Annotated in this window: 29 protein-coding genes and 1 tRNA gene; 12 read left to right on the top strand and 18 right to left on the bottom strand. The window is 67.8% G+C overall.

Annotated features, from left to right (window positions below):
• Positions 1 to 5 precede the first annotated feature (5 nt).
• Positions 6 to 839: an alpha/beta hydrolase gene (locus tag ACSR87_RS08405; protein ID WP_498530166.1), complete on the top strand. Its 834-nt coding sequence runs from the start codon at positions 6 to 8 to the stop codon at positions 837 to 839.
• A gap of 25 nt (positions 840 to 864) precedes the next feature.
• Here ACSR87_RS08405 and ACSR87_RS08400 read toward each other — a convergent pair whose 3' ends face one another.
• Positions 865 to 1,044 (bottom strand): DUF7470 family protein, encoded by a 180-nt coding sequence (locus ACSR87_RS08400; protein WP_004065675.1) that lies wholly within the window; start codon positions 1,042 to 1,044, stop codon positions 865 to 867.
• A 104-nt stretch (positions 1,045 to 1,148) separates the two neighbouring features.
• Here ACSR87_RS08400 and eif1A point away from each other — a divergent pair, with 104 nt between their 5' ends.
• The 5 genes from eif1A to ACSR87_RS08375 all read left to right on the top strand — a co-directional run bounded on the left by eif1A (position 1,149) and on the right by ACSR87_RS08375 (position 5,659).
• On the top strand, positions 1,149 to 1,439 hold the full coding sequence (gene eif1A, locus ACSR87_RS08395; protein ID WP_004045248.1) for a translation initiation factor eIF-1A: 291 nt from the start codon (positions 1,149 to 1,151) through the stop codon (positions 1,437 to 1,439).
• Between the two features lie 88 nt (positions 1,440 to 1,527).
• The gene (gene rio1 / locus ACSR87_RS08390; protein WP_498530165.1) at positions 1,528 to 2,400 is read left to right on the top strand and encodes a serine/threonine-protein kinase Rio1; all 873 of its coding nucleotides are present in this window, start codon (positions 1,528 to 1,530) and stop codon (positions 2,398 to 2,400) included.
• A 93-nt stretch (positions 2,401 to 2,493) separates the two neighbouring features.
• Positions 2,494 to 3,036, top strand: a complete 543-nt coding sequence (locus tag ACSR87_RS08385; protein WP_004065679.1) for a KH domain-containing protein — start codon at positions 2,494 to 2,496, stop codon at positions 3,034 to 3,036.
• A 248-nt stretch (positions 3,037 to 3,284) separates the two neighbouring features.
• Positions 3,285 to 4,937 (top strand): thermosome subunit alpha, encoded by a 1,653-nt coding sequence (gene thsA, locus ACSR87_RS08380; RefSeq protein WP_004065681.1) that lies wholly within the window; start codon positions 3,285 to 3,287, stop codon positions 4,935 to 4,937.
• Positions 4,938 to 5,245: 308 nt separating this feature from the next.
• The gene (locus ACSR87_RS08375; RefSeq protein ID WP_498530164.1) at positions 5,246 to 5,659 is read left to right on the top strand and encodes a hypothetical protein; all 414 of its coding nucleotides are present in this window, start codon (positions 5,246 to 5,248) and stop codon (positions 5,657 to 5,659) included.
• A 186-nt stretch (positions 5,660 to 5,845) separates the two neighbouring features.
• On the opposite strand, the gene ACSR87_RS08370 is transcribed toward ACSR87_RS08375, so the two are convergent.
• The 4 genes from ACSR87_RS08370 to ACSR87_RS08355 all read right to left on the bottom strand — a co-directional run bounded on the left by ACSR87_RS08370 (position 5,846) and on the right by ACSR87_RS08355 (position 7,126).
• The gene (locus ACSR87_RS08370; RefSeq protein ID WP_498530163.1) at positions 5,846 to 6,049 is read right to left on the bottom strand and encodes a hypothetical protein; all 204 of its coding nucleotides are present in this window, start codon (positions 6,047 to 6,049) and stop codon (positions 5,846 to 5,848) included.
• Positions 6,050 to 6,101: 52 nt separating this feature from the next.
• Positions 6,102 to 6,377 (bottom strand): hypothetical protein, encoded by a 276-nt coding sequence (locus tag ACSR87_RS08365; RefSeq protein ID WP_498530162.1) that lies wholly within the window; start codon positions 6,375 to 6,377, stop codon positions 6,102 to 6,104.
• 240 nt (positions 6,378 to 6,617) lie between these two features.
• A tRNA-Arg gene (locus ACSR87_RS08360) sits at positions 6,618 to 6,691 on the bottom strand.
• A 57-nt stretch (positions 6,692 to 6,748) separates the two neighbouring features.
• Positions 6,749 to 7,126 carry a YccF domain-containing protein gene (locus ACSR87_RS08355; RefSeq protein WP_498530161.1) on the bottom strand — a complete coding sequence of 126 codons (378 nt, stop codon included), beginning with the start codon at positions 7,124 to 7,126 and terminating at the stop codon, positions 6,749 to 6,751.
• Positions 7,127 to 7,265: 139 nt separating this feature from the next.
• On the opposite strand from ACSR87_RS08355, the gene ACSR87_RS08350 reads away from it, so the two are divergent.
• Both ACSR87_RS08350 and ACSR87_RS08345 read left to right on the top strand, forming a co-directional pair.
• Positions 7,266 to 7,835: an AAA family ATPase gene (locus ACSR87_RS08350; protein ID WP_004045240.1), complete on the top strand. Its 570-nt coding sequence runs from the start codon at positions 7,266 to 7,268 to the stop codon at positions 7,833 to 7,835.
• A 2-nt stretch (positions 7,836 to 7,837) separates the two neighbouring features.
• Positions 7,838 to 8,254, top strand: coding sequence for an RNA-binding domain-containing protein (locus ACSR87_RS08345; RefSeq protein WP_049922186.1), 417 nt, complete (start codon positions 7,838 to 7,840; stop codon positions 8,252 to 8,254).
• Between the two features lie 34 nt (positions 8,255 to 8,288).
• Here the strand turns inward: ACSR87_RS08345 and ACSR87_RS08340 are convergent, their stop codons facing one another.
• The 4 genes from ACSR87_RS08340 to ACSR87_RS08325 all read right to left on the bottom strand — a co-directional run bounded on the left by ACSR87_RS08340 (position 8,289) and on the right by ACSR87_RS08325 (position 12,035).
• The gene (locus tag ACSR87_RS08340) at positions 8,289 to 9,311 is read right to left on the bottom strand and encodes a nucleoside recognition protein (RefSeq protein WP_498530160.1); all 1,023 of its coding nucleotides are present in this window, start codon (positions 9,309 to 9,311) and stop codon (positions 8,289 to 8,291) included.
• A gap of 74 nt (positions 9,312 to 9,385) precedes the next feature.
• Positions 9,386 to 9,946 carry a magnesium transporter gene (locus ACSR87_RS08335; protein ID WP_498530159.1) on the bottom strand — a complete coding sequence of 187 codons (561 nt, stop codon included), beginning with the start codon at positions 9,944 to 9,946 and terminating at the stop codon, positions 9,386 to 9,388.
• A complete protein-coding gene (locus ACSR87_RS08330) occupies positions 9,947 to 10,528 on the bottom strand; it encodes a magnesium transporter (protein WP_498530158.1) in 582 nt (193 codons plus the stop codon).
• A 109-nt stretch (positions 10,529 to 10,637) separates the two neighbouring features.
• Positions 10,638 to 12,035 (bottom strand): signal recognition particle protein Srp54, encoded by a 1,398-nt coding sequence (locus ACSR87_RS08325; protein ID WP_498530157.1) that lies wholly within the window; start codon positions 12,033 to 12,035, stop codon positions 10,638 to 10,640.
• A gap of 90 nt (positions 12,036 to 12,125) precedes the next feature.
• On the opposite strand from ACSR87_RS08325, the gene ACSR87_RS08320 reads away from it, so the two are divergent.
• Together ACSR87_RS08320 and ACSR87_RS08315 are read left to right on the top strand one after the other, a co-directional pair.
• Positions 12,126 to 13,118, top strand: a complete 993-nt coding sequence (locus ACSR87_RS08320; RefSeq protein ID WP_498530156.1) for a D-2-hydroxyacid dehydrogenase — start codon at positions 12,126 to 12,128, stop codon at positions 13,116 to 13,118.
• Between the two features lie 33 nt (positions 13,119 to 13,151).
• Entirely contained in the window at positions 13,152 to 13,769 is a 618-nt protein-coding gene (locus ACSR87_RS08315) for a LysE family translocator (RefSeq protein ID WP_498530155.1), read from the top strand.
• Between the two features lie 42 nt (positions 13,770 to 13,811).
• On the opposite strand, the gene ftsY is transcribed toward ACSR87_RS08315, so the two are convergent.
• From ftsY to ACSR87_RS08275, 8 genes are all read right to left on the bottom strand, one after another.
• Complete coding sequence (ftsY, locus tag ACSR87_RS08310; RefSeq protein WP_498530154.1) at positions 13,812 to 15,185, bottom strand: signal recognition particle-docking protein FtsY; 1,374 nt, start codon at positions 15,183 to 15,185, stop codon at positions 13,812 to 13,814.
• A 32-nt stretch (positions 15,186 to 15,217) separates the two neighbouring features.
• The gene (gene pfdA, locus ACSR87_RS08305) at positions 15,218 to 15,688 is read right to left on the bottom strand and encodes a prefoldin subunit alpha (RefSeq protein WP_498531052.1); all 471 of its coding nucleotides are present in this window, start codon (positions 15,686 to 15,688) and stop codon (positions 15,218 to 15,220) included.
• A complete protein-coding gene (rpl18a, locus tag ACSR87_RS08300; RefSeq protein ID WP_007275895.1) occupies positions 15,688 to 15,864 on the bottom strand; it encodes a 50S ribosomal protein L18Ae in 177 nt (58 codons plus the stop codon). The genes pfdA and rpl18a overlap by 1 nt, the downstream gene beginning before the upstream one ends.
• Positions 15,865 to 15,945: 81 nt before the next feature.
• Positions 15,946 to 16,611: a translation initiation factor IF-6 gene (locus ACSR87_RS08295; protein WP_498530153.1), complete on the bottom strand. Its 666-nt coding sequence runs from the start codon at positions 16,609 to 16,611 to the stop codon at positions 15,946 to 15,948.
• A gap of 3 nt (positions 16,612 to 16,614) precedes the next feature.
• A complete protein-coding gene (locus ACSR87_RS08290) occupies positions 16,615 to 16,893 on the bottom strand; it encodes a 50S ribosomal protein L31e (RefSeq protein WP_004045216.1) in 279 nt (92 codons plus the stop codon).
• A 3-nt stretch (positions 16,894 to 16,896) separates the two neighbouring features.
• Positions 16,897 to 17,049 carry a 50S ribosomal protein L39e gene (locus tag ACSR87_RS08285; protein WP_004045214.1) on the bottom strand — a complete coding sequence of 51 codons (153 nt, stop codon included), beginning with the start codon at positions 17,047 to 17,049 and terminating at the stop codon, positions 16,897 to 16,899.
• Positions 17,050 to 17,198: 149 nt separating this feature from the next.
• Complete coding sequence (thpR, locus tag ACSR87_RS08280) at positions 17,199 to 17,753, bottom strand: RNA 2',3'-cyclic phosphodiesterase (protein WP_498530152.1); 555 nt, start codon at positions 17,751 to 17,753, stop codon at positions 17,199 to 17,201.
• A gap of 26 nt (positions 17,754 to 17,779) precedes the next feature.
• On the bottom strand, positions 17,780 to 18,397 hold the full coding sequence (locus ACSR87_RS08275; protein WP_498530151.1) for a histidine phosphatase family protein: 618 nt from the start codon (positions 18,395 to 18,397) through the stop codon (positions 17,780 to 17,782).
• 91 nt (positions 18,398 to 18,488) lie between these two features.
• Here ACSR87_RS08275 and ACSR87_RS08270 point away from each other — a divergent pair, with 91 nt between their 5' ends.
• Positions 18,489 to 19,229 (top strand): tetratricopeptide repeat protein, encoded by a 741-nt coding sequence (locus ACSR87_RS08270; protein ID WP_498530150.1) that lies wholly within the window; start codon positions 18,489 to 18,491, stop codon positions 19,227 to 19,229.
• Positions 19,230 to 19,532, top strand: coding sequence for a DUF424 domain-containing protein (locus ACSR87_RS08265; RefSeq protein WP_004968868.1), 303 nt, complete (start codon positions 19,230 to 19,232; stop codon positions 19,530 to 19,532).
• A gap of 45 nt (positions 19,533 to 19,577) precedes the next feature.
• Here the strand turns inward: ACSR87_RS08265 and ACSR87_RS08260 are convergent, their stop codons facing one another.
• Positions 19,578 to 20,666 carry a PAS domain-containing sensor histidine kinase gene (locus tag ACSR87_RS08260; RefSeq protein ID WP_498530149.1) on the bottom strand — a complete coding sequence of 363 codons (1,089 nt, stop codon included), beginning with the start codon at positions 20,664 to 20,666 and terminating at the stop codon, positions 19,578 to 19,580.
• Positions 20,667 to 20,708: the final 42 nt, after the last annotated feature.

The following is a 20,708-nucleotide window of genomic DNA, read 5'->3' as shown; positions in this document are numbered from 1 at the left end:
TCGGTATGCCCCACCCTGCCGACGTTCTCGTTCATCGAAATCGCACTATCACGGACCGCGAGGAGCGCACGCTGACCGCGGACCTGTACTGCCCCGACTCGCCGGCGGCCGAGGTGGGCGGCCCGGCCGAGACGACCGAACCGGCCCGTCCGCTCGTCGTCTTCGTCTACGGCGGCGCGTGGGAGACCGGGTCGACCGGCCAGTTCGCCCGCTGGGCGCTCGACGCCGCCGACGAGGGGTTCGTCGCGGCCGAGGTGTCGTACCGACTCGGCCACGAAGCGCCGTTCCCCGCGCAAATCGAAGACGTGTGCGAGGGTATCGACTGGCTGACGGACCGCGCGGACGAGTTCGGCATCGACCCGGACGCCGTCGCGGTCGTCGGGCACTCCGCGGGGGCGCACCTCGCGTTGCTGGCGGCGCTTTCGGGCGGCGACGAGTTCGGGCGGCGGACCGACATCGACGCCGCGGTCGGGGTCTCCGGGGTCTACGACCTCCGAGCCGACGACCACGAGCGCGCAAGCGAGTCACTGCCGCTGTTCGATGGCCGGCCGTCGGCCGCCGAGTTGCGTCGGTGCTCGCCGATTACGCGCGTCGGCGGCGACAGCGGCTCTGAGGTCGCACCCAGCGCTGACGCGCCGCCGACGCTGTTGCTCCACGGAAGCGAGGACTCGGTCGTCGAACCGGGCCAGAGCGCCCGGTTAGCGGACGCGCTCGAAGCCGCCGGAAACGAAGTCGAGTACGACGCCGTCGACGCGGCCGACCACGTCTTCTTGCACTCGTCGTACCACTATCCAGCGGTGCGAAAACGGGTGTTCTCGTTCCTCCGCAAATCGCTGTGAGCCGAGGGCCGGAGTCGAAGGCCCGTCAGGCCATCCCGAACATCTTCATGACGCCCTCGGCGAGGCCGCCGGCGACGAGGCCGAGCCCGGCGACGACGAACGCGAGGCCCGCCGCGACGACGGGGGCCTGAGAGGCGACGATACCGATACCCACGAGCAGCGAGACGACGCCGGCGATGCCTTTCGTGCCGAGTTTGTCGAGCATACGAGACGGCGGGTCGGGACGGCCCTAAACGCGTCGTTCCGTCGGACGCTTCCTACCGGCCGAACGTCGGCGGATTTAACCATGCCCACGTCGAACGCTCGCGCATGAGCGACGACGAGAACGAGAGCCGCCGAGACCTTCGAATGCCGAACGACGACGAAGTGTTCGCCGTCGTGACGAACATGCTCGGGGCCAATCGTATTCGCGTCCGCTGTGCCGACGGCGTCGAGCGGACCGCTCGCATTCCCGGCCGAATGCAGAAGCGAATCTGGATTCGAGAGGACGACGTGGTGCTCGTCGAGCCGTGGGACTGGCAGGACGAGAAAGCCGACGTGAGCTGGCGCTACGAGAAGTCCGAAGCCGACCAGCTCCGCCGCGAAGGCCACATCCAGTAACGCGTGCGAGACAGCGCCGATTGTCTGCCAAGCGACCCGAAGTCGGAGCCTGTGCCCTTTTCATCTCGCCTCTCGTAGCCCTAGTCCAATGACTGACGAGTTCGGCATGGTCGAACCCCAGGAGGGCGAGGCGTTCGGCGACGAGTGGGAGGAGATAGACGTCTCCGACGACGAGGCGGACCGCATCGCGCGCCGCAAGGACCGCGACTTCGACGAGTTCCGGATGCGGTTGAAGGACGCCGACCAGTTCAAAGTCGAGCAGTCGGTGTTCGACGACGCGACCTTCGCCGCCATCTACAAACTCGTCCAAGACGGCTACATCGACGCGTTCGGCGGGCCGATTTCGACGGGCAAGGAGGCCAACGTCTTCGAGGCGCTCGGCGGCGACGACGCGGACGTGGCGGTCAAGATATACCGCATCAACGCCTCCGACTTCCGGCACATGCGCGACTATCTCGAAGGCGACCCGCGCTTCGAGAACATCGGCCACGACAAGGGACAGGTCGTCCGCGCGTGGGTCAGAAAGGAGTTCGCCAACCTCGAACGCGCCCAGCGCGCCGGCGTCCGCGTGCCGAAACCCATCGCGGTCCAGCGGAACGTCCTCGTGATGGAGCTCGTCGGCGTCGTCGAGGACCGGGCGCGGCGGCTCTCGGAGGTGCGCGTCGAGAACCCGCAGACCGCCTACGAAGTGGTCCGCGAGTACATGCGCCGACTCCACCGCGCCGGCCTCGTCCACGGCGACCTCTCGGAGTACAACCTCATTATCCACGACGGCGAACTCGTCGTCATCGACCTCGGACAGGCCGTCACGGTCCACCACCCGAACGCCGAGGAGTTCCTCCGGCGGGACTGCCGCAACGTGGCCAACTTCTTCCGGCGGCAGGGGGCCGACGCCGACGGCGACTCGCTGTACGAGTTCGTCACGGCCGACGAGGGCGAGGACGGAGACGGAGACGAGTAGCAACCCAGACCCGCCGCGAGACGGGTGTGCGACCGAGACACGCGGCGACCCGCCGAGCGAACGCTTAAACCACTCCGACGGGTATCGGGTGATATGCAGCACGTCAAGGTGCCGCAGGACCGTATCGGTGTTCTCATCGGCGAAGGTGGCTCGACGCTCCGAGAGATAGAGAGTCGCGCGGAAGTCCGACTCGACGTGGACTCGGAGAACGGCAGCGTCGCCATCGACAGCGTCGGCGACCCCGTACTCGGCATGGTCGCTCCCGACGTGGTTCGAGCGGTCGGCCGCGGCTTCGCCCCGGAGGACGCGATGGCGCTCCTCGACGACGACATGATGATGTTCGAACTCATCGATATCGACCGGCACACCCGAAACAAAAACGACATGCGGCGACAGAAGGGCCGCCTCATTGGCGAGAACGGCCGCACCCGCGAGCTCATGGAGGAGCTGACGGGTGCCGACGTGGTTATCTACGGCTCGACGCTCGGCATCATCGGCCAGCCCGAGGAGGTCGAGGTCGTCCGCCGGGCCGTCGAGATGATTCTCGACGGTGCCCCCCACGGCGCGGTGTACTCCTTCCTCGAACGGAAGCACAACGAACTGACCCAGGGCTTCAACGTCCGGCAGAACAACTGAGACGCCACCGCCGACGAGTCCACCGCCGACACGGCACTCGCCCGCATCGTCTTTTCACCGCACCCGCTTCGGGACTGGCGAGACCGCCCGGCGAAAGCCGCACATAAACCGCCGAAATCGACCGCCGTCTCCGAGTCTCGACCACCCCACCGTGTTGCGTTTTGGCATACCAATAAACGAAGCTTTTTTATAGAATCACAAACAATCAAGCGATGACTATGAGCCAGCGAATGCAGCAGGGTCAGCCCATGATCATTCTGGGCGAAGACTCCCAGCGCACATCCGGACAGGATGCGCAGTCGATGAACATCACGGCCGGGAAGGCCGTCGCAGAGGCCGTACGCACGACGCTCGGCCCCAAAGGGATGGACAAGATGCTCGTCGACTCCGGCGGGCAGGTCGTCGTCACGAACGACGGCGTCACCATCCTCAAGGAGATGGACATCGACCACCCCGCGGCCAACATGATCGTCGAAGTCTCCGAGACGCAGGAGGACGAGGTCGGAGACGGCACGACGACGGCCGTCATCAACGCCGGTGAACTCCTCGACCAGGCCGAGGACCTCCTCGACTCCGACGTCCACGCGACGACCATCGCGCAGGGCTACCGTCAGGCCGCCGAGAAGGCCAAGGAAGTCCTCGAAGACAACGCCATCGAAGTCACCGAGGACGACCGCGAGACCCTCCAGAAGATCGCCGCGACGGCGATGACCGGCAAGGGTGCGGAGTCCGCGAAGGACCTGCTCGCTGAACTCGTCGTCGACGCCGTGCTGGCCGTCAAGGACGAAGGCGGTATCGACACCGACAACGTCTCCATCGAGAAGGTCGTCGGCGGCACCATCGACAACTCCGAACTCGTCGAGGGCGTCATCGTCGACAAAGAGCGCGTCGACGAGAACATGCCCTACGCCGTCGAGGACGCGAACATCGCCATCCTCGACGACGCGCTGGAAGTCCGCGAGACCGAAATCGACGCGGAAGTCAACGTCACGGACCCCGACCAGCTTCAGCAGTTCCTCGACCAGGAAGAAAAGCAGCTGAAAGAGATGGTCGACCAGCTCGTCGAGGTCGGCGCCGACGCCGTCTTCGTCGGTGACGGCATCGACGACATGGCGCAGCACTACCTCGCCAAAGAGGGCATCCTCGCGGTCCGCCGCGCCAAGTCCTCCGACCTCAAGCGCCTCGCCCGCGCGACGGGCGGCCGGGTCGTCAGCAGCCTCGACGACATCGAGGCCGACGACCTCGGCTTCGCCGGCTCCGTCGGTCAGAAGGACGTCGGCGGCGACGAGCGCATCTTCGTCGAGGACGTTGAGGACGCCAAGTCCGTCACGCTCATCCTCCGCGGCGGCACGGAACACGTCGTCGACGAGCTCGAACGCGCCATCGAGGACTCCCTCGGCGTCGTCCGCACGACGCTCGAAGACGGCAAGGTCCTCCCCGGCGGCGGCGCTCCCGAGACGGAGCTCTCCCTGCAGCTTCGCGAGTTCGCTGACTCCGTCGGCGGCCGCGAGCAGCTCGCCGTCGAGGCGTTCGCCGAAGCGCTGGACATCATCCCGCGCACCCTCGCCGAGAACGCCGGTCTCGACCCCATCGATTCCCTCGTCGACCTGCGCTCGCGCCACGACGGCGGCGAGTTCGCAGCCGGCCTCGACGCCTACACGGGCGAGGTCATCGATATGGAAGAAGAGGGCGTCGTGGAGCCCCTCCGCGTCAAGACCCAGGCTATCGAGTCCGCGACCGAAGCCGCAGTCATGATTCTCCGCATCGACGACGTCATCGCGGCTGGCGACCTCTCCGGTGGCCAGACCGGCAGCGACGACGACGACGGCGGCGCGCCCGGCGGCATGGGCGGCGGCATGGGCGGTATGGGCGGTATGGGCGGCATGGGCGGTGCGATGTGAGCACCCCCAGATAGGCCTACACCACTCACACCCTGACTTCGCATCGACTCGACTCGCTCGGCCAAATTCACGACGTTTTTTGCGGCTTTACACCCGTTAGCAGCTGCTTTGCCCGCGGACGCGCCGGTTGGGATGCCGTTAATCGAGCGCCCGCATCGCGCCGTCGTCTGACGCCGCGAGACTGTTGTCGTATCGATATTCGATTCGCAACAGAAGTTGACGAATCTATATAAAACGTCCGAGAGGATTCGTGAAACGCCGGTATCCGACTCCATACTTATTTCCCGTGACCTCCTCTGTCATCCTGTATGTCCCCACCCGAGAGCCCGGCGACCAACGCCGACTCGGACGCGGTCACGCCCGCGACTCGGCCGCCGTTTCTGGCCGTCGTCGCGCCTCGGGTCTCCGAGGCGGCGGCGCTCGCGGGACCGCTCCTCCACGGAGCCGGCCCGCTCGTCCGCGCGCCGCACAGTTCCTCCCCGTCACAGCTTCGCGCCACCCTCGCCGCGATGCGGCGACCGGACGCCCCGCTCGTCGTGGCGACCGATAGCGCGGCCGCCGTCCGCGACGCCGACCGCGTCCACGTCATCGACGGCGGCGTCGTGGTCGAATCCGGCGCGCCAAGCGACCTCCTCGCAGCCCCCGGCGTCTACGCCCGACGCTACGGTGCCGAACTCGGCGCGAACTTCGCCGGTCCGGGAAAAGACGTCGATGACGAGTGACGGGCCGGCCGACGCTCGGCGCTCCGGTTCGCCCCAACGTTCACCACCGTTCCCGTGATAGCGGTACGTATGGGAGACAGGGCGTGTTACCGCGAGTTCTGTCCGGACTGCGACGCGCCGGTGACTATCGTCGACGACGAGTGCCCCGGCTGCGGTCGGGAGTTGGCCGTTGTCTGAGACTCCACATCACTCGGACACCCGCGTGTCGATGTGGTGGACCGCGTGCGGGGAGAGATACCGGCCGCCCGGTACCTCGACCCAGCCGTTGACGAGCACGCGGACCGGCCCCTCGTGGAGCACGGACTCCATCTCGGCGTCGCCGTAGACGACCGCGTCGTCTATCGTCTGTTCGAACCGTCCGCTAAACGGGGAATCCGACGCGAAGACCATACACGGGACAACTGGACGACGCGTAATGAGAATAGGAGGAGAGTCGCGGCGTTCACGACGACCCGGAATCGCCCGCCTCGGCGCGCCGGGCGAGGAAATCGACCAGCGCCGAGACCACGAGCAGGGCCGCGACGAGTTGGAGGCCGTGAGCGACGTTCAGTCCGAGCGACGCCGCGAGTCCGAACTGTTCGATGACGTAGAGCGTCGCGGCGACGACGCCCAGACACCCGAACAGGAGTCTCGCGAATCGGCCGCCGAGGCTCGTCGCGAAATTGTAGGCGGCGACGCCGAAGACGACCGCCGCGGCGACGATGCCGAGAACGTCCATGTGAGGCGTATCGTGTCGCTCGACCAATAAAATGTTGATTTTCTAACCCAACTGGCCAACGAGTATCCGGGAGCAGGCTCCGGTAGTCGTCGAGAACAGAGACAGTTCAGGGCAGGAGAAGGCGAGACCGCCGACGCTGTCGCTCGGCGGTCTACTGCAACGAAAAGAGCGCGACGGGATTGAGCAAACGCGAAGCGTTTGCGATGTCCGTCGCGCGAGCGAGGAGCCGAAGGCGACGAGCGAGCGCGACGGGATTCGAACCCGCGACCATCGGATTAGAAGTCCGACGCTCTGTCCGACTGAGCTACGCGCCCTCGATGCCCACAAACCGTCCCTGCAAGAAAAACGAATCGGGTTCTCCCCGTCCCGACCTACCCGTCGAACCGGTACAGCGACGTGACCGCCGGGAGCCGGTTGAGCATCCAGATGCCGACCGGGAGGCCGACGATGGTGAGCGTGAACAGCACCGCCACGTTCGCCCAGATCCAGCTCAGCCACCAGCCGACGAACACGAAGTAGACGGCGCGGACGACGACCGACCGCTGGCCGCGGCCCGAGTCGGGGTCGAGCCGGGCTTTCGGCTCCTTCAACGAGAGCACCGTCGGCACGAGGTTGATGAGCGCGACGCCGAGCGGGATGCCGATGACGGTCGCGTTCAGGAACCACGCGACGTTGACGACGGCGGGCGTCGCCCACCAGCCGACGAAGACGAACCAGAGGGCGCGGACGACGAACGAGCGCTGAGACATAGGCGTAGTACGCGGGGCGAGGCGAAAAGCGACGGGGTGGTCGAGGTGAGGTGGAGCGGGGTGAAGGGAAACGGCGAAACCCGCCACCCGGAGCGACGTGAAGGGAGGCTTTAACAGCGCCAACGCGGTAACACCGGCTATGAGAGTCATCGGGACGGTCGGCCTGCCGGGAAGCGGCAAGGGCGAACTCGCCGAGGTGGCCCGCAACGCGGGCGTACCCGTCGTGACGATGGGCGACGTCATCCGCGAGGAGTGTCGCAAGCGCGGCCTCGACCCCGCGACGGACCACGGGAAGATAGCGACCGCGCTCCGCGAGGAAGAGGGCGACGACGCCATCGCGGCGCGCTCGCTGCCGATGGTCGAACAGCACCTCGAATCGAACGACGTGGTGCTCGTCGACGGGCTTCGGTCGGGCGTCGAACTCGACCGTTTCCGCGAGGCGTTCGGCGACGACTTCGTCCTCGTGAGCGTCGAAGCGCCGTTCGAGACGCGCGCCGAGCGCCTGCTCGACCGCGACCGCGACGACAGCGACACCGACGTGGAGGCGCTCAAAAAGCGCGAACGCCGCGAACTCGACTTCGGCATGGGCGACGCGATGGACCGCGCCGACGTGGTCATCCAGAACACCGGCACGCTGGCTGAGTACCGCGAAACCATCACGAAGCTGTTCGAAGAGGGGCCGGAAGCGCTCGCGGAGGCCGACGCGTGAGCATGATTTACAGCGTCGACGTCCGCATCGAGGTGCCCGTCCGCGACACCGAGGTCACCGACCGCGTCGGCGACGCCGTCGAGAACATCTTCCCCGGCGTCGAACTCGACCACGAACCCGGACAGCTCGTCGGCGAAACCCACGAGCTGGAGCGCTTCTCCGAACGCCTCCACGAGCAGGCCATCCTCGACACCGCCCGCCGCGAGTTCGCCAAGCGCCGCGACGACGACGGCTTCTCGTTCGCGCTGAAAAAGCAGGCCGCGTTCAAGGGCGTCGTCAACTTCTCCGTCGGTAACCCCGACGAACTCGGTGACATCGAAGTGCACGTGACCGTCCGCGACCCCTCCGTCGACGAGGTCATCGACTACATCGCGCCGCCGACCGAAGAGGGGCGGCCGGTCGACCCGAACGACCGCTAGCTCGGCCGACTGCGGCGGGGACGTTCCTTGCTACTCAGGCGACCAACAGCGCCACCGCGACGGCGATGAAGACGATTTTCAGCCCCGTGTTGACGGCGATTACCTTGGACCCGAACTCGGGGCCCCAGATGCCGTACTGGAAGGGAATCGACCGCTTGAACGTCGAGACGGCGAAGGAGATGATGCCGCCGATGAGCATCGTCGCCACGGCCTGTCTCGGCGTGAACGTCTCGCCGATGGCGGGCGCGATGGTCGCCGCGCCGGTCGTCGTGTCGAACGCGAAGGCGACGACGACGGGGACGGCCGCGCCCGGCAGGCCGACGAGGTTCGTCAGCGGACTGGCGAGCGCCGCGAACGATTCGAGGTCGGTCGTCCGCAGGAGGAGCGTGACGGCCACGTAGACGACGGCGAGTCGCGGGACGATGCGTCGAAGCTTCTGCCACGTGCTCCGAGCGGCGTCTTCGAGCATCTCTCGGAGGGAGTCGTCGGTGTCGTCCGCGTCGACTGAGTCGGTCGTCTCGCCGTCCGAGGCGGCCGCCGCGTCGACCGCGCCGCCCGAGCCATCGGTCTCGGCGACGGCGACCGGGGTCGTGTGACGGTCCGAGAGGAGCACCGCGCCGGCGACGACGCCGGTCGCGGTGATGGCGAGCGCGATGGCCGCCCGCGCGCCGACGTACATGAAGCCGACCTCGCGGCCGAGGATGGGGATGAGCACCGGCCAGTAGAACGTGAAGATGTGCTGGACGAAGCCGAAGAACGTGTTGATGGTGACGGCGACGAGGGTCGCCCGGTCGTCGAGGACGCCCGATTCGCGGAACTCCGCGAGCATCCCGTAGCCCGCCGTCGTCGAGGCGGCGGTGGTGACGATGGCCGTCCCCACCTCGTCGGGGAGGTTCGCGGGGCTCGTCAGATACCGCGAGAGCCCGGCGATGCGCTCGACGAGGCCGAAGGCGACGACGAGGTTCGCGGCGAAGACGCCCACGGCGATGTAGGCGGCGATGCGCGCGACTCGCGGGAGCACCTCGAACAGCACCGGGAGGACGGCCGACGGCTGCACGACCGACGGTCGGTGCCGAGCGAACTAATCGGCGTCGGTCGGCGGGAGGCGTTCGAACGTCGGGGGCAGCGGGGTCAGACGAGCACCTGCGCCACCCCGAACAGGACGACGACCCCCAGCACGTCGCAGAGGTTGGTGACGACGGGGATGACCACGTCGTCGGGGTCGAGGCCGAACCGATAGGCGACGTAGGTCGAAGAGAACGTCACGACGACCGCGAGGACGGCGAGCGAAATCCCGCTCGATAAGGCGACGAGGACGACCCGCTGGAGGGCCAGCGACGTGTCGCCGGAGACGAGGAGCGTGGCGACCCACGCGCCCGCGCCGATGACGGGAAACACCGTCACCGCGAGGGCGAGCGTGGCGACGGCGTTGCCCGCGAGTTCGTCGTCGCGGGGCGAAAACGAGAGCGTCCCGAGGTGGAACGACGTGGAGAGTCGCGCCGCGAGGACGCTCCCGAGGTTGCCCGCGGTCCCGATGGTGACGGGGACGAGCACGAGCAGCGACGGGTAGCGGAACAGTTGCGCCTCGAAGCTCCCGAGAACGAGGCCGCTGCCGAGTTCGACGAGCGTGAGCACGAGCAGCACCGGGAGCATCGCCCGCGTGATGGCGCGGACGGTCCACTCGGTCGGCACTCAGAACACCCCCGCGACGGCGAGGACGGTTCGGACCGCGATGAGCAGAAAGAGGACGCCGAACACGTCGCCGGTGGTGGTCACGACCGGGCCGACGATGGTGTCGGGGTTGCGTCCGCGGCGGTAGCCCGCGAAGACGACGCTGACGACGACGACGGTCAGGACGATGCCGGACAGCAGGCCGGCGACGATGGCGACGCCGACGAGAATCGGAAGCGGCGCGACCCGGCTGCCGAGAAGCGTGAGGAGGAAGTACGCGACGACGGCGGCGAACGTGCTCGTGAGCACGCCGTTTGCGAGCGCGGCCGTCGCGGCCGCCCGGAGGCGCTCGTCGCCGCCGGTGACGCGGGGTTCGATGAGCCCCTGATGGAGCGCGGTGGCGATGCGAGCGCCGAGCGAGCCGTAGACGTTCCCGCGGGTCGCCAAGAGCGCGGGAACGAGGACGAGCAGCCCCGGGACGGCCCGGAGTTCGGCCCGCATCCCCCCGAGGACGACGCCGGCGACGAGGCCGCCGACGAGGCTGGCCGCGAGCGCGGGCAAGGCTTCCTTGTAGGCCTCGACCGCCACGTCTCGCACGGTCATTGTGGGGTGCGACGGCCCCGAGCGTTAAAAGTCGGCGGTATCGCGGCGCAGCGAGGCGAGGAACTCGCGCGGGCAAGCACAGAAACCGCGGCGAAGAAATCGTGCGTGTTCAGAACGGCCCCATGCCGCCGAGACCGCCCATGCCGCCACCGCCGCCGCCACCCTGGTTCTGGAGCTTCTTCATCATCCGCTGCATGTCGCCGTCGCCCATGTTCTGGAACTGCTTGATGGTCTGTTCCATCATGCGGTGCTGTTCGAGCAGTTCCTGAATCGTCTCCTCGTCCTGTCCCGACCCCTGCGCGATGCGCCTGACGCGGGACGCGCCGACCTTCCGGGGGTTCTCCAGTTCCTCCTCGGTCATCGAGTCCATGATGACCTCGAACGCGCGCATCCGGTCTTTTGTCACGTCCATCGCGTCGTCCGGAAGCTGGTCTTTGATGCCGCCGCCGAAGCCCGGAATCATGTCGAGCACCTGGTCGAGCGGCCCCATCTTGTCCATCGCCTCCATCTGCTTTTGCATGTCCTTGAGGGTGAAGTTCCCCTTCATCATCTCCTCGGGGTCCCAGTCCTCGTCTTCGGCCTGGGTCTCGGACATGGCGCGTTCGACGCGCTCGGAGAGCTGTTTCAGGTCGCCCATGCCGAGCAGCCGAGAGATGAAGCCGTTCGGCTCGAAGCGCTCGATGTCCTGGACCGTCTCGCCCATCCCGAGGAAGGCGATGGACGAGTCGGTCTCGTTGACGGCGGTCAGCGCGCCGCCGCCCTTCGCCGTCCCGTCGAGTTTGGTGATGACGACGCCGCCGATGCCGATGGATTCGTCGAACTGCTGGGCCTGTTCCTTCGCCCCTTGCCCGATTGCCGCGTCGAGGACGAGCAGGTTCAGGTCGGGCTGGACGACGCCCTCTATCTCCTCGATTTCGTCGATGAGGTCGTCTTCGAGCGCGTGGCGACCGGCCGTGTCGACGATGTGCACGTCGGCGTCCTCGGTCGCTTCGAGCCCCTCGCGGGCGATTTGGACCGGGTCGTCGCAGTCGGGGTCGCCGTAGAAGTCGACCTCGGCGCGCTCGCACATCTGCTTGGCCTGGTCGTACGCTCCGGGGCGGAAGGTGTCGGTCTGGATGACCGCGGGGCGAAGCCCCTTCTTCGAGAACCACCACGCCATCTTGGCGGAGGTGGTCGTCTTCCCCGACCCCTGGAGGCCGGCGAGCATGATGGTCTGCGATTCGAGCGGAATCTCCGTCGACTCGCCGATGAGGTCGACGAGTTCCTCGTAGACGATTTTCAGGACGTGGTCGCGCGCGCTCGTGCCGCCCGGCGGCTCCTCTTCCAGCGCGCGGGTCTTGATGGAGTCCGAGAGATCCATGACGAGGCTGACATCGACGTCGGCGGAGAGCAGGGAGCGCTGAATCTCCTTGACGATCTCCTGAACGTCGTCCTCGTCGAGGCGGGACTTCCCGCGCAGCTTATCGAGACTGCCGCGGAGGGAACTCCCGAGATTGTCGAGTACCATTGTGCGTTCCTACGCCGTCGCGCCGGTAAAGGCTTTATCCGTCGCGTTCGGGGCCAACACCTATCGGCTCGGCCCTCGACAGCGCACTCGATGACCACGATTCTCGTCCTCGACCGTCCCACGCACGGCATCCCGGCGTCGGAGTACGCCGCGGCCCTCCGCGAGCGCCTGCCCGACGCGACCGTGCGCCACCCGAAGACGACCGCCGAAACGCTCGACGCCGCGACGGACGCGACCGTCATCACGGGCACGTCGCTCCCCGACGAGGTGCTCGACGCCGCCGACGACCTCCGACTGTTCGCCGGCGCGACCGCCGGCTACGACCACCTCCCGCTGGACACACTCCGCGAGCGGGGCGTCCGCGTCACCAACGCGTCCGGCGTCCACGGCCCCAACATCGCCGAACACGTCCTCGGGTGGCTGCTCATGATTACCCGCCGACTCGACGAAGGCCTCCGCCGCCAGCGACGACGCGAGTGGCGGAGTTTCCAGTCGTACGGCGAGTTACAGGGGGCGACGGCTACCGTGGTTGGTCTCGGCGCTATCGGACAGGCAGTCGTCGAGCGACTCGACGCGTTCGGCGTCGAGACCGTCGGCGTTCGCTACACGCCCGAAAAGGGCGGCCCGACCGACGAAGTGCTCGGATTCGACGACCTCGAATCGGCGCTCGTCCGCACCGACTTCCTCGTGGTCGCGTGCCCGCTGACCGACGAGACGCGCGGACTCATCGACGGCCGGGCGCTGAGCGCGCTCCCCGAACACGCCGTCCTCGTCAACGTCGCGCGCGGCGGTATCGTCGACACCGACGCCCTCGTCTCGCACCTCCGAAGCAACCGCCTCCGCGCCGCCGCGCTCGACGTGACCGACCCCGAACCGCTGCCCGAAGACCACCCGCTTTGGGGCTTCGAGAACGTCTACATCACCCCGCACGTCTCCGGTCACACGCCGCACTACTGGACGCGGGTCGCCGACATCCTCGCCGAGAACGTCGAACGACTGGCGTCGGCGTCGGACGGCGAAACGCCAACGCTCCGCAATCAGGTCGTTCCGAAGCCGGACTCGGACGCTGGCTCGAACCCCTGAGCTACTTCCCGCGACGAATCGTAGCCCCGGGCGATGACGACGCTCGCGTTCGGCCTCGACGCCGCGACCTACCTCGCGTTCTGCGGGGCGGCGGTCGCGCTCATCCTCGCGCCCGGTCCCGACACGATGTACGTCCTCGCCCGCGGCCTCGACGGTCGCGGACCGGGCGTCCGGTCGGCGTTCGGCATCGCCACGGACGTCCTCTTTCACACGCTTCTCGCGGCGCTCGGCGCGGCGGCGCTCTTTCGAACCGTCCCCGAGGCCGCCGCGGCGGTCAGGTACGTCGGCGCGACGTACCTCGTGTACCTCGGCGTCACCGCCCTCCGAAACGATGAGTTCGACCCGACTGTCGAGACCGAAAGCGGGGCGAGCTTTCGCCGGGGCGTCCTCGTCAACGCGCTCAACCCGAAGGTCGCGCTGTTCTTCCTCGCGTTCCTCCCCGGGTTCGCCGGGCAGGGCGCGGGAGCCGGCGTCAGGATGGCGGGTCTGGGCGCGACCTACGCCACCCTCACGGCGCTGTATCTCTCTGTCGTCGCGCTCGGCGCGGACCGACTCGGCTCGCGGCTCGCGGAGACCCGGGTCGCCAGCGCGCTGAACTACGTCGGCGCGGGGACGATGCTGCTGCTCGGAGTCGTGCTCGTACTGGAGTGAGCGTGAGGCGACCGAAAGAAACGGACGACGGACCGAGGACGATTACTCGTCTTCGCCGAGCAGGCGCTCGACCATCTGCTCGGGGTCGAACTTCTCGATGTGGTCGTAGCCCTGTCCCACGCCGAGGAACAAGATGGGCTTGCCCGTCACGTACGCGATGGAGATGGCCGCGCCGCCGTTGGAGTCGGCGTCGGCCTTCGTTAGAATCGCGCCGTCGATGGCGGCCGCGTCGTTGAACTGCCGGGCGCGTTCGACCGCGTCCTGGCCGGCGACCGCCTCGTCCACGAAGAGGGTGAGGTCCGGGCCGACGACGCGGTCTATCTTCTCCAACTGCGCCATCAAGTCGTTGGAGGTGTGGAGCCGACCGGCCGTGTCGCCGAGGACGATGTCGATGTCGTGGGCCTCGGCGTACTCGACGCCGTCGTAGATGACCGCCGCCGGGTCGCCGCCCTGCTCGTGGGCGATGAGCTTCTTGCCGAGCGCCTCCGCGTGCTCGCGGATTTGCTCGTTCGCGCCGGCGCGGTAGGTGTCGCCGTTGGCGAGCACCGTCGAGTAGCCCTGCTTTTCGAAGTACTTCGCGAGTTTGGCGATGGTCGTCGTCTTCCCGACGCCGTTGATGCCGGTGAAGATGAGCGTGACCGGCTTGTCGGCCTCGGCGATGCGCTGGTCGAAGTCGAACTGCCCGACGCTGATGACCTCGTACAGCGCGTCGTGGAGCGCCTCGGAGACGAGCTGGCCGGTGCTCTCGACCTGCTTTCGCGTCTCTCCGATGAGCTTCTCGCGGATGGTCTCGAGAATCTCCTCTGCGACCTGCATCTCGACGTCGCTCTGGAGGAGCGCCATCTCGAGCTCCCAGAGGGGGTCTTCGAGGTCTTCCTCCTCGATGACGACCTTCCCCGTGGCGAACGCGGCGGCGCGGCGGAGCCGACCCGGACCGGACGAATCGTCTCCGTCTTCCTCGGTCAGCGCCGCCTTCGCGGCGTCGGAGGCAAGCGACTCGCGCGGTTCGACCTCGTCGGCCGTCGGCTCGCCGCTCGGCTCGTCGCCCGCGTCCGCGCCGGCGTCGACTTCGGAACCCGGCTTCGGGGTCGCCGCGGGTTCGGATTCGGATTCGGGTTCGGGTTCGGGTTCGGCTTCGACCGCCGCGGACGCCGACTCGGCGTCCGCGGGAGCGTCGGCCGCGTCGGCTTCGGACCCGGCGTCCGCGTCGCCGACGGCGTCGGCGTCCGCGTCGGCAGCAGCGGGTTCGGACGCCTCGGGTTCGACCGCCGCGTTGTCCGCGTCTGCTGGTGCTGATTCCGCTTCCGCGTCGGCGTCGGCTTCGGCCTCGTCGGCGGCCGCCTCGGCCTTCTCTTCGGCGGTCTCTTCAACGTCGTTACGGAAGCGGTTGAGTTTCTTCTTCAGTCCGTCGAACATCTGAATAGTAGGAGGTGGGGGTAGGGGTTACCTTACTCGTCGTCGCCGTCGTCGCCCTCGCCCTGCATCTGCTGCATCTGCTGCATCTGCTGTTGCTGCATCTGCTGTTGGGCCTGCATCGCCTGCTCTTCGATCTCGTCGCTCTCCTCTTCGAGCTCCTCGATCTGGCCGCGAACGCTCGCGATCTCCTCGTCGAGCGCGTCCTGCTTGCGTCGCAGGGTCTCGATGGCCGTGCTCTGTTCCTGTTCGGCGGCGTAGTTCGCGCCGAGGGAGACGACGATTTCGTCGATGTCCTGGACTTCGGCGCGGAGATACGCGTCGCCGCCGAGGGGCACCTGCACCGTCGAGCCCGTTTCGAGCGTCTCGATGGCTTCGACCGCCTCGTCGATTTCGTCTTTCTCGTCGTTCAGGTCGGAGACTTCGGCTTCGAGCGATTCGATTTCCTCGTCGAGCGCCTGAAGCTCCTGGGAGAGCTGCTGAAGTTGCTGCTGACCGCCACCCATCATGCCGCGGACACCTCGTTGAGCTCGACCTTCGTACGCTTGATTCCGTGCTCGCTCCCGATGAGCGAAAAGGCGCGTTCCTGTGCGACGTTCTCGTTCGGCGCTTCGACAGTCTTCGTGAACTCGTGGACGACGCCACGGCTCGTGAAGCTGCCCGTGATAATGAACTGGCTCATGCACGTCGGTCGGGTGGCGAGCGGGAAAGGTCTTCCTACTCGGAGCGAAACCGAAGCGAGAAACGGGGGGACGCGAGGCCCTCAGTCGATGTAATCGAGGGCGTCTTCGATGCGACCCAGCTCCGGGCCGGTCGTGTCCTCGCCGACGACGTAGCTCTCGTCGTTGGCGACGAGGCCGGAGCCGACGAGCGGGCCGCCGTAGTTGATGGTGCCGATGTCGGCGCGAACGTCGAGCAGCGCTTCGAGCGCTTCGAGTTCGGGTTCGCGCGACTTCGGGTGGCAGAGGACGCCGCGGTTGTTGGCGACGGCCGCCGTCCCGACGGTCCGAACGTCGGCGAGGTCGCCGCGTTCGACGGGGACCTCCAGCGCCTCCTCGACGGCCGCGACGGCCTCGTCGGAGAGCTCTGCGTGGACGTACGCGCCGTAGTCGTTCGCGAGAACGACGTTGCCGGCGGCGTTGATGCGACCGGGAAGCTCGTAGACCGGGAGGTCCACGGCGTCGGTGAGGGCCTCCTTCTCGCGGGACGTGGCGCGGCTCGACACGAGAAGTCCGTTCTCGTTACCCGTCGCTAACGCACCGACCGTTCCCGACCCGCCGACGGTCGTCTTGACCAGCGGCACGTCGAGTTCTTCGGCCATCTGCACGGCGAGCGAGTCGTCGGCGTCCGGGCGGACCAACAGCGCGTCGTCGGTCGCGCGAGCGAAGACGCCGATGTAGGACGAACCGGCGAAGGAGGCGCGAAGCACCGTTTACTCGGCCGGTTCCGCTTCGACGACCGACTCGCCGTCCTCGTCGAAACGCGCGGCGCGGACGCGGAACTTGCTCGGCGGGCTCTGCCGACCGTGCGCCCAGATGTCCTCGTTGATCTGCGTGTCGAGACGCACGTTCTCGGCGTCGACCTTGAAGTGCTTCGCGAGGTGCTCGCGGATGAGCGTCATCGAGCGGCCCGCGCGTTCGTGTGCCGGAACCGCCTGCACGTCTCGGAGCGGGACGGTGACGACGCGCTCCTCGAAGTCGTTTGCGCTCATTGCTTACTCGTCCGTGTTGCTCCGCCGCCAGTTGCGACGCTTGGGGTTTCGCGTGACTTCCATGTCCGTCTTGAGCATGACCCACGCGGGGACGCGACTGTTCTGGCGTTCGAGCTTCGCCAGACGCTTCTTCTTGGACTTCGACTTCTTACCCATAGTGGGCTGTACTTTCCATCCTCCGCATAAAATCTTGTTCCTTCGAGTTTCGGGCGTGTGAGGGGCGTCCGCACGCCCGAATCGGCTGAAACGCGGCTCTCCGCGGGGTCGGCGTCGCGGGCGGCCGACCGACCGACGACTGACGCGCCTCACAGCGAGACCCGCGCCACCGTCTCGTACTCGGGGGCGTCGGGACCGAGGCCGCTCTTCTTCAGGCGCACCTCGCGCACGCGAAACGACCCGACCGTCGGTGACTGGCCCCCGACGACGCGCCGCACGAGGTCCTTCCCGCGGGCGTCGTCCATGCGGGCGAGCGTGACGTGCGGCGTGAACTCGTGGTCTTCGGGGTCGAAGCCGAGTGCCGTCGTCTCGCGCTCGATGGCCTCGTGGAGCCGCGTCAACTCGGTCCCGCCGTCGTCGACGCCGACCCAGACGACCCGGATGTAGTCGAGCGAGGGAAAGACGCCCAGCCCGCCGACCGAGGCGTCGAAGGGGCCGACTCCGGCGGCGTCGACGGCCGATTCGACCGCATCCTCCACCGCTCCGACGCGGTCCGGCGACACCTCGCCGAGGAACTTCAGGGTGACGTGCGCACTCTCGGGGTCGGTGAACCGAAGTCCGTCCGCGTCCGAAAGCCGGTCCTGTACCGCGGCGACGCCCGCCGCGAGCGAGTCAGGGAGGTCGACGGCGAGAAAACAACGCATGGCAGATGGTTGACCCGAACCGGACGTTAACGTTCCGCCGGGTCGCGGTCGGCGTCGCCCGCGCGGTCGTCCGCCTCGGGCGTCCACGTCCGGGCGATGCTGAACGCCTCGCCGTCCACGAACGTCACCTCGTACACGTCGGGCGTCGTCAGCCCCGTCCAGAACTCGCGGCCGTAGCGCGGGTCGTAGGCGTTGAACACGAGCGCCATGAGCGTCCCGTGGGTGCCGACGACGACGTGGCGGTCGGGGTACGCCTCGACGAGGCGGTCGACTGCGGCGACGCCGCGGGCCTGCGCCTCGGCGTGGGACTCGCCGCCGGGGTGCGACGCGTTCGGGTTCGCCCAGAGGTGTTCGACGGCCTGTTCGAAGTCGTCGACGGGCGAGTCCGCGAGTTCGCGTTCTCTGAGGTCCTCGTCGACGATGAGCGGGGCGTCCGCCGCGTCGGCGACGCCCTCGACGGTCGCGCGGGCGCGCTCGGCGGGGCTGGTGGCGACCACGTCCGCGAGGTCCGCGAGGCGGGCGGTGACGCGCGCGGCGTCGCGGCGGCCGCGATGCGAGAGGCCGGAGGTGCGTTCGGCGTCGGAGACGGACGGAACGTGGGCGTGCCGGACGAACGACACGACCGTCGTCGGGGGCGCGGACATTCGGAGACGCTCGCCCGCGGGAGGCTAAAAAGCGGTCGGTGTCGTCCCGCTGACGCAGCGTTTAACCGCCGTGACGCCCAAGCGCGGCTATATGACCGACGACGGCAAGCGACCCCACCGCTTCTCGGAAGGGCAGGGGTTCGACGAGGACTACTCCGACTTCTCGCTCGACCCGCCCGAACTCTCGGTGGACCCGACGAAGGTCGACCCGGTCGACTCGCGCGTCCTGACCGACATCCTCGACCAGCGGAACATCGACCCCGAGGACGTCGACGTCGAGAAACTGCTCGACGTGGCGCTCTCGTACATGCAGATAAACCGCTTCGAGGAGGCCACCGAGGCGTTCGAGCGCGTCGCCCGGTTCGCCGGCGACGACGACGACATCGCCCAGGAGGCGTGGGTGAACAAGGGCGCGGCCCACGGCCAACTCGAAGAGTGGGACGAGGCAATCGGCTCCTACCGGGAGGCGCTCAAACTCGACGACGACGGCGAACACGCCGCGACGGCCCACACCAACCTCGCGTACGCGCTCTGGGAGGCCGGCCAGACGGCCGACGCGCTCGACCACGCGGAGCGCGCCGTCGAACTCGACCCGCGGTTCCCGCAGGCGTGGTACAACCGCGGCTTCTTCCTCCACGAGCGCGGCCTCAACGAAGACGCCGTCAACGCCTTCGACAACGCCATCCGCCTCGGGATGCGCACCCCCGGCGTCCACGAGGAGAAGGCGCGCGCGCTCGAAGAACTCGGGCGCGACGAGGAAGCAGAGCAGGCCCAGCAGCAGGCCGACGACCTCCGCGAGCAGGCCGAAGCGGAACTCGTCGAGGAGTACTAGATGCTCCTCCGCGAGCGGGAGACCCCCGAAGGGCTCCTCGTCTCGGTCTGCGACCCCGACTGCATCGGCGAGACCTACACCGACGACGGCGTCTCGCTGGACGTGACGGAGGACTTCTACGGCGGCGACGAGGCCGAGACCGCCGACGAAGACGCCGTCGTGGACAGCCTCACCCGCGCGACCGTCGCCAACATCGTCGGCGAGGAGTCCGTCTCGGTCGCCATCGACGCCGGCCTCGTGGACGAGGAAACCGTCCTCGAAGTCGGCGGCACGCTCCACGCGCAACTGCTCTGGCTCCGCTGAGCCGCCGTCGAAAATCAGTGCGCTCCGCGCTCCCGCGCCGGTACGTTACGCCGGGCGCTCGACGCCCGTTATCTCGAAGCGAGCGCCGCCGTTTTGGGCCTCGGTGACATCGATATCCCAGTCGTGCGTGTGAACGGCCTGCGCGACGATTGACAGACCGAGGCCGGTCCCCTCCTCGCCCGTGGTGTAGCCGGCCTCGAACACCTCGTCGCGGGTCTCCGCGGGGATGCCGACGCCGTCGTCCTCGACGTAGAACCCCGTCACGTCCGCGTCGCCACAGAGCACGCCGACCGTCACGGTCAGGTCGTCGCTCGCGCCGTGCTCGACAGCGTCGTCGGGAGAATCCCGACTGCCCGTCGAGCCGTGCTCGACGGCGTTCCGAAACAGGTTCTCGAACACGTGTCCCAACAGACTCGGGTCCGCGCGGAACTCGACGGTGTCGGCGACGACGAGGTCGGCCGAGCCGGTGTCGACGTGCTTCCACGCGGCCGTCGCGCGCGTTTCGAGGTCGACGGTCGAGAGCTCCTCGACCGCGTCGTGGCGGGCCAACACCAGCGCGTCGGTGATGATGTCGTCCATCCGGTCGAGCGCGCCGGCGACCTGTTCGAGTCCGTCGGCGGCGACCACGTCGTCGAGGAGCGATTCGACGTAGCCCACGGCGACCGAAAGCGGGTTTCTGAGGTCGTGCGAGAGCATCCGCGCGAGATTCCGGAGGCGCTCGGCCTTCTCTTCGGCCTCCAGTTCCGCGCGCTTTCGGTCGGTGATATCGAGGTGTGCGATTTGAACGTACGTCTCGCCGTCGTCGGTAAATCGAGTCGCCCGCATGGTGAACCAGAGGCGCTCTTCGGGCGTCTCACAGGGGTATTCGAAGGAAAACTCGTCTCTGTCGCCGTCGATGACGGCGCGGATGCCCTCGCTGGCCGTCGTCGCGTCGGCGTCGGCGCTGAGGTCGCAGACGCCGAGGTAGTTCATGCCGACGGAGCTACTGTCGCCCTGATAGCCGTGTTCGTTGCCGAACTCCTGCCACGCGCGGTTGGTGTAGACGATGACGCCGTCCTCGTCCAGAATCGCGAGTTGCGTCGGGAGCGCGTCGAGGCTCGAAAACGCGAGCGAGGACGAGGTGGCGTGCGACATTGTTTCACGAACGGGCGTGAGCTACTTGATTCGTTTGGGTGG

Source organism: Haloferax sp. SDI50 (assembly GCF_059802635.1).
The sequence above is the reverse complement of the archived record's forward strand: the minus strand, read 5'-3'. Positions and strand labels throughout refer to the sequence as shown.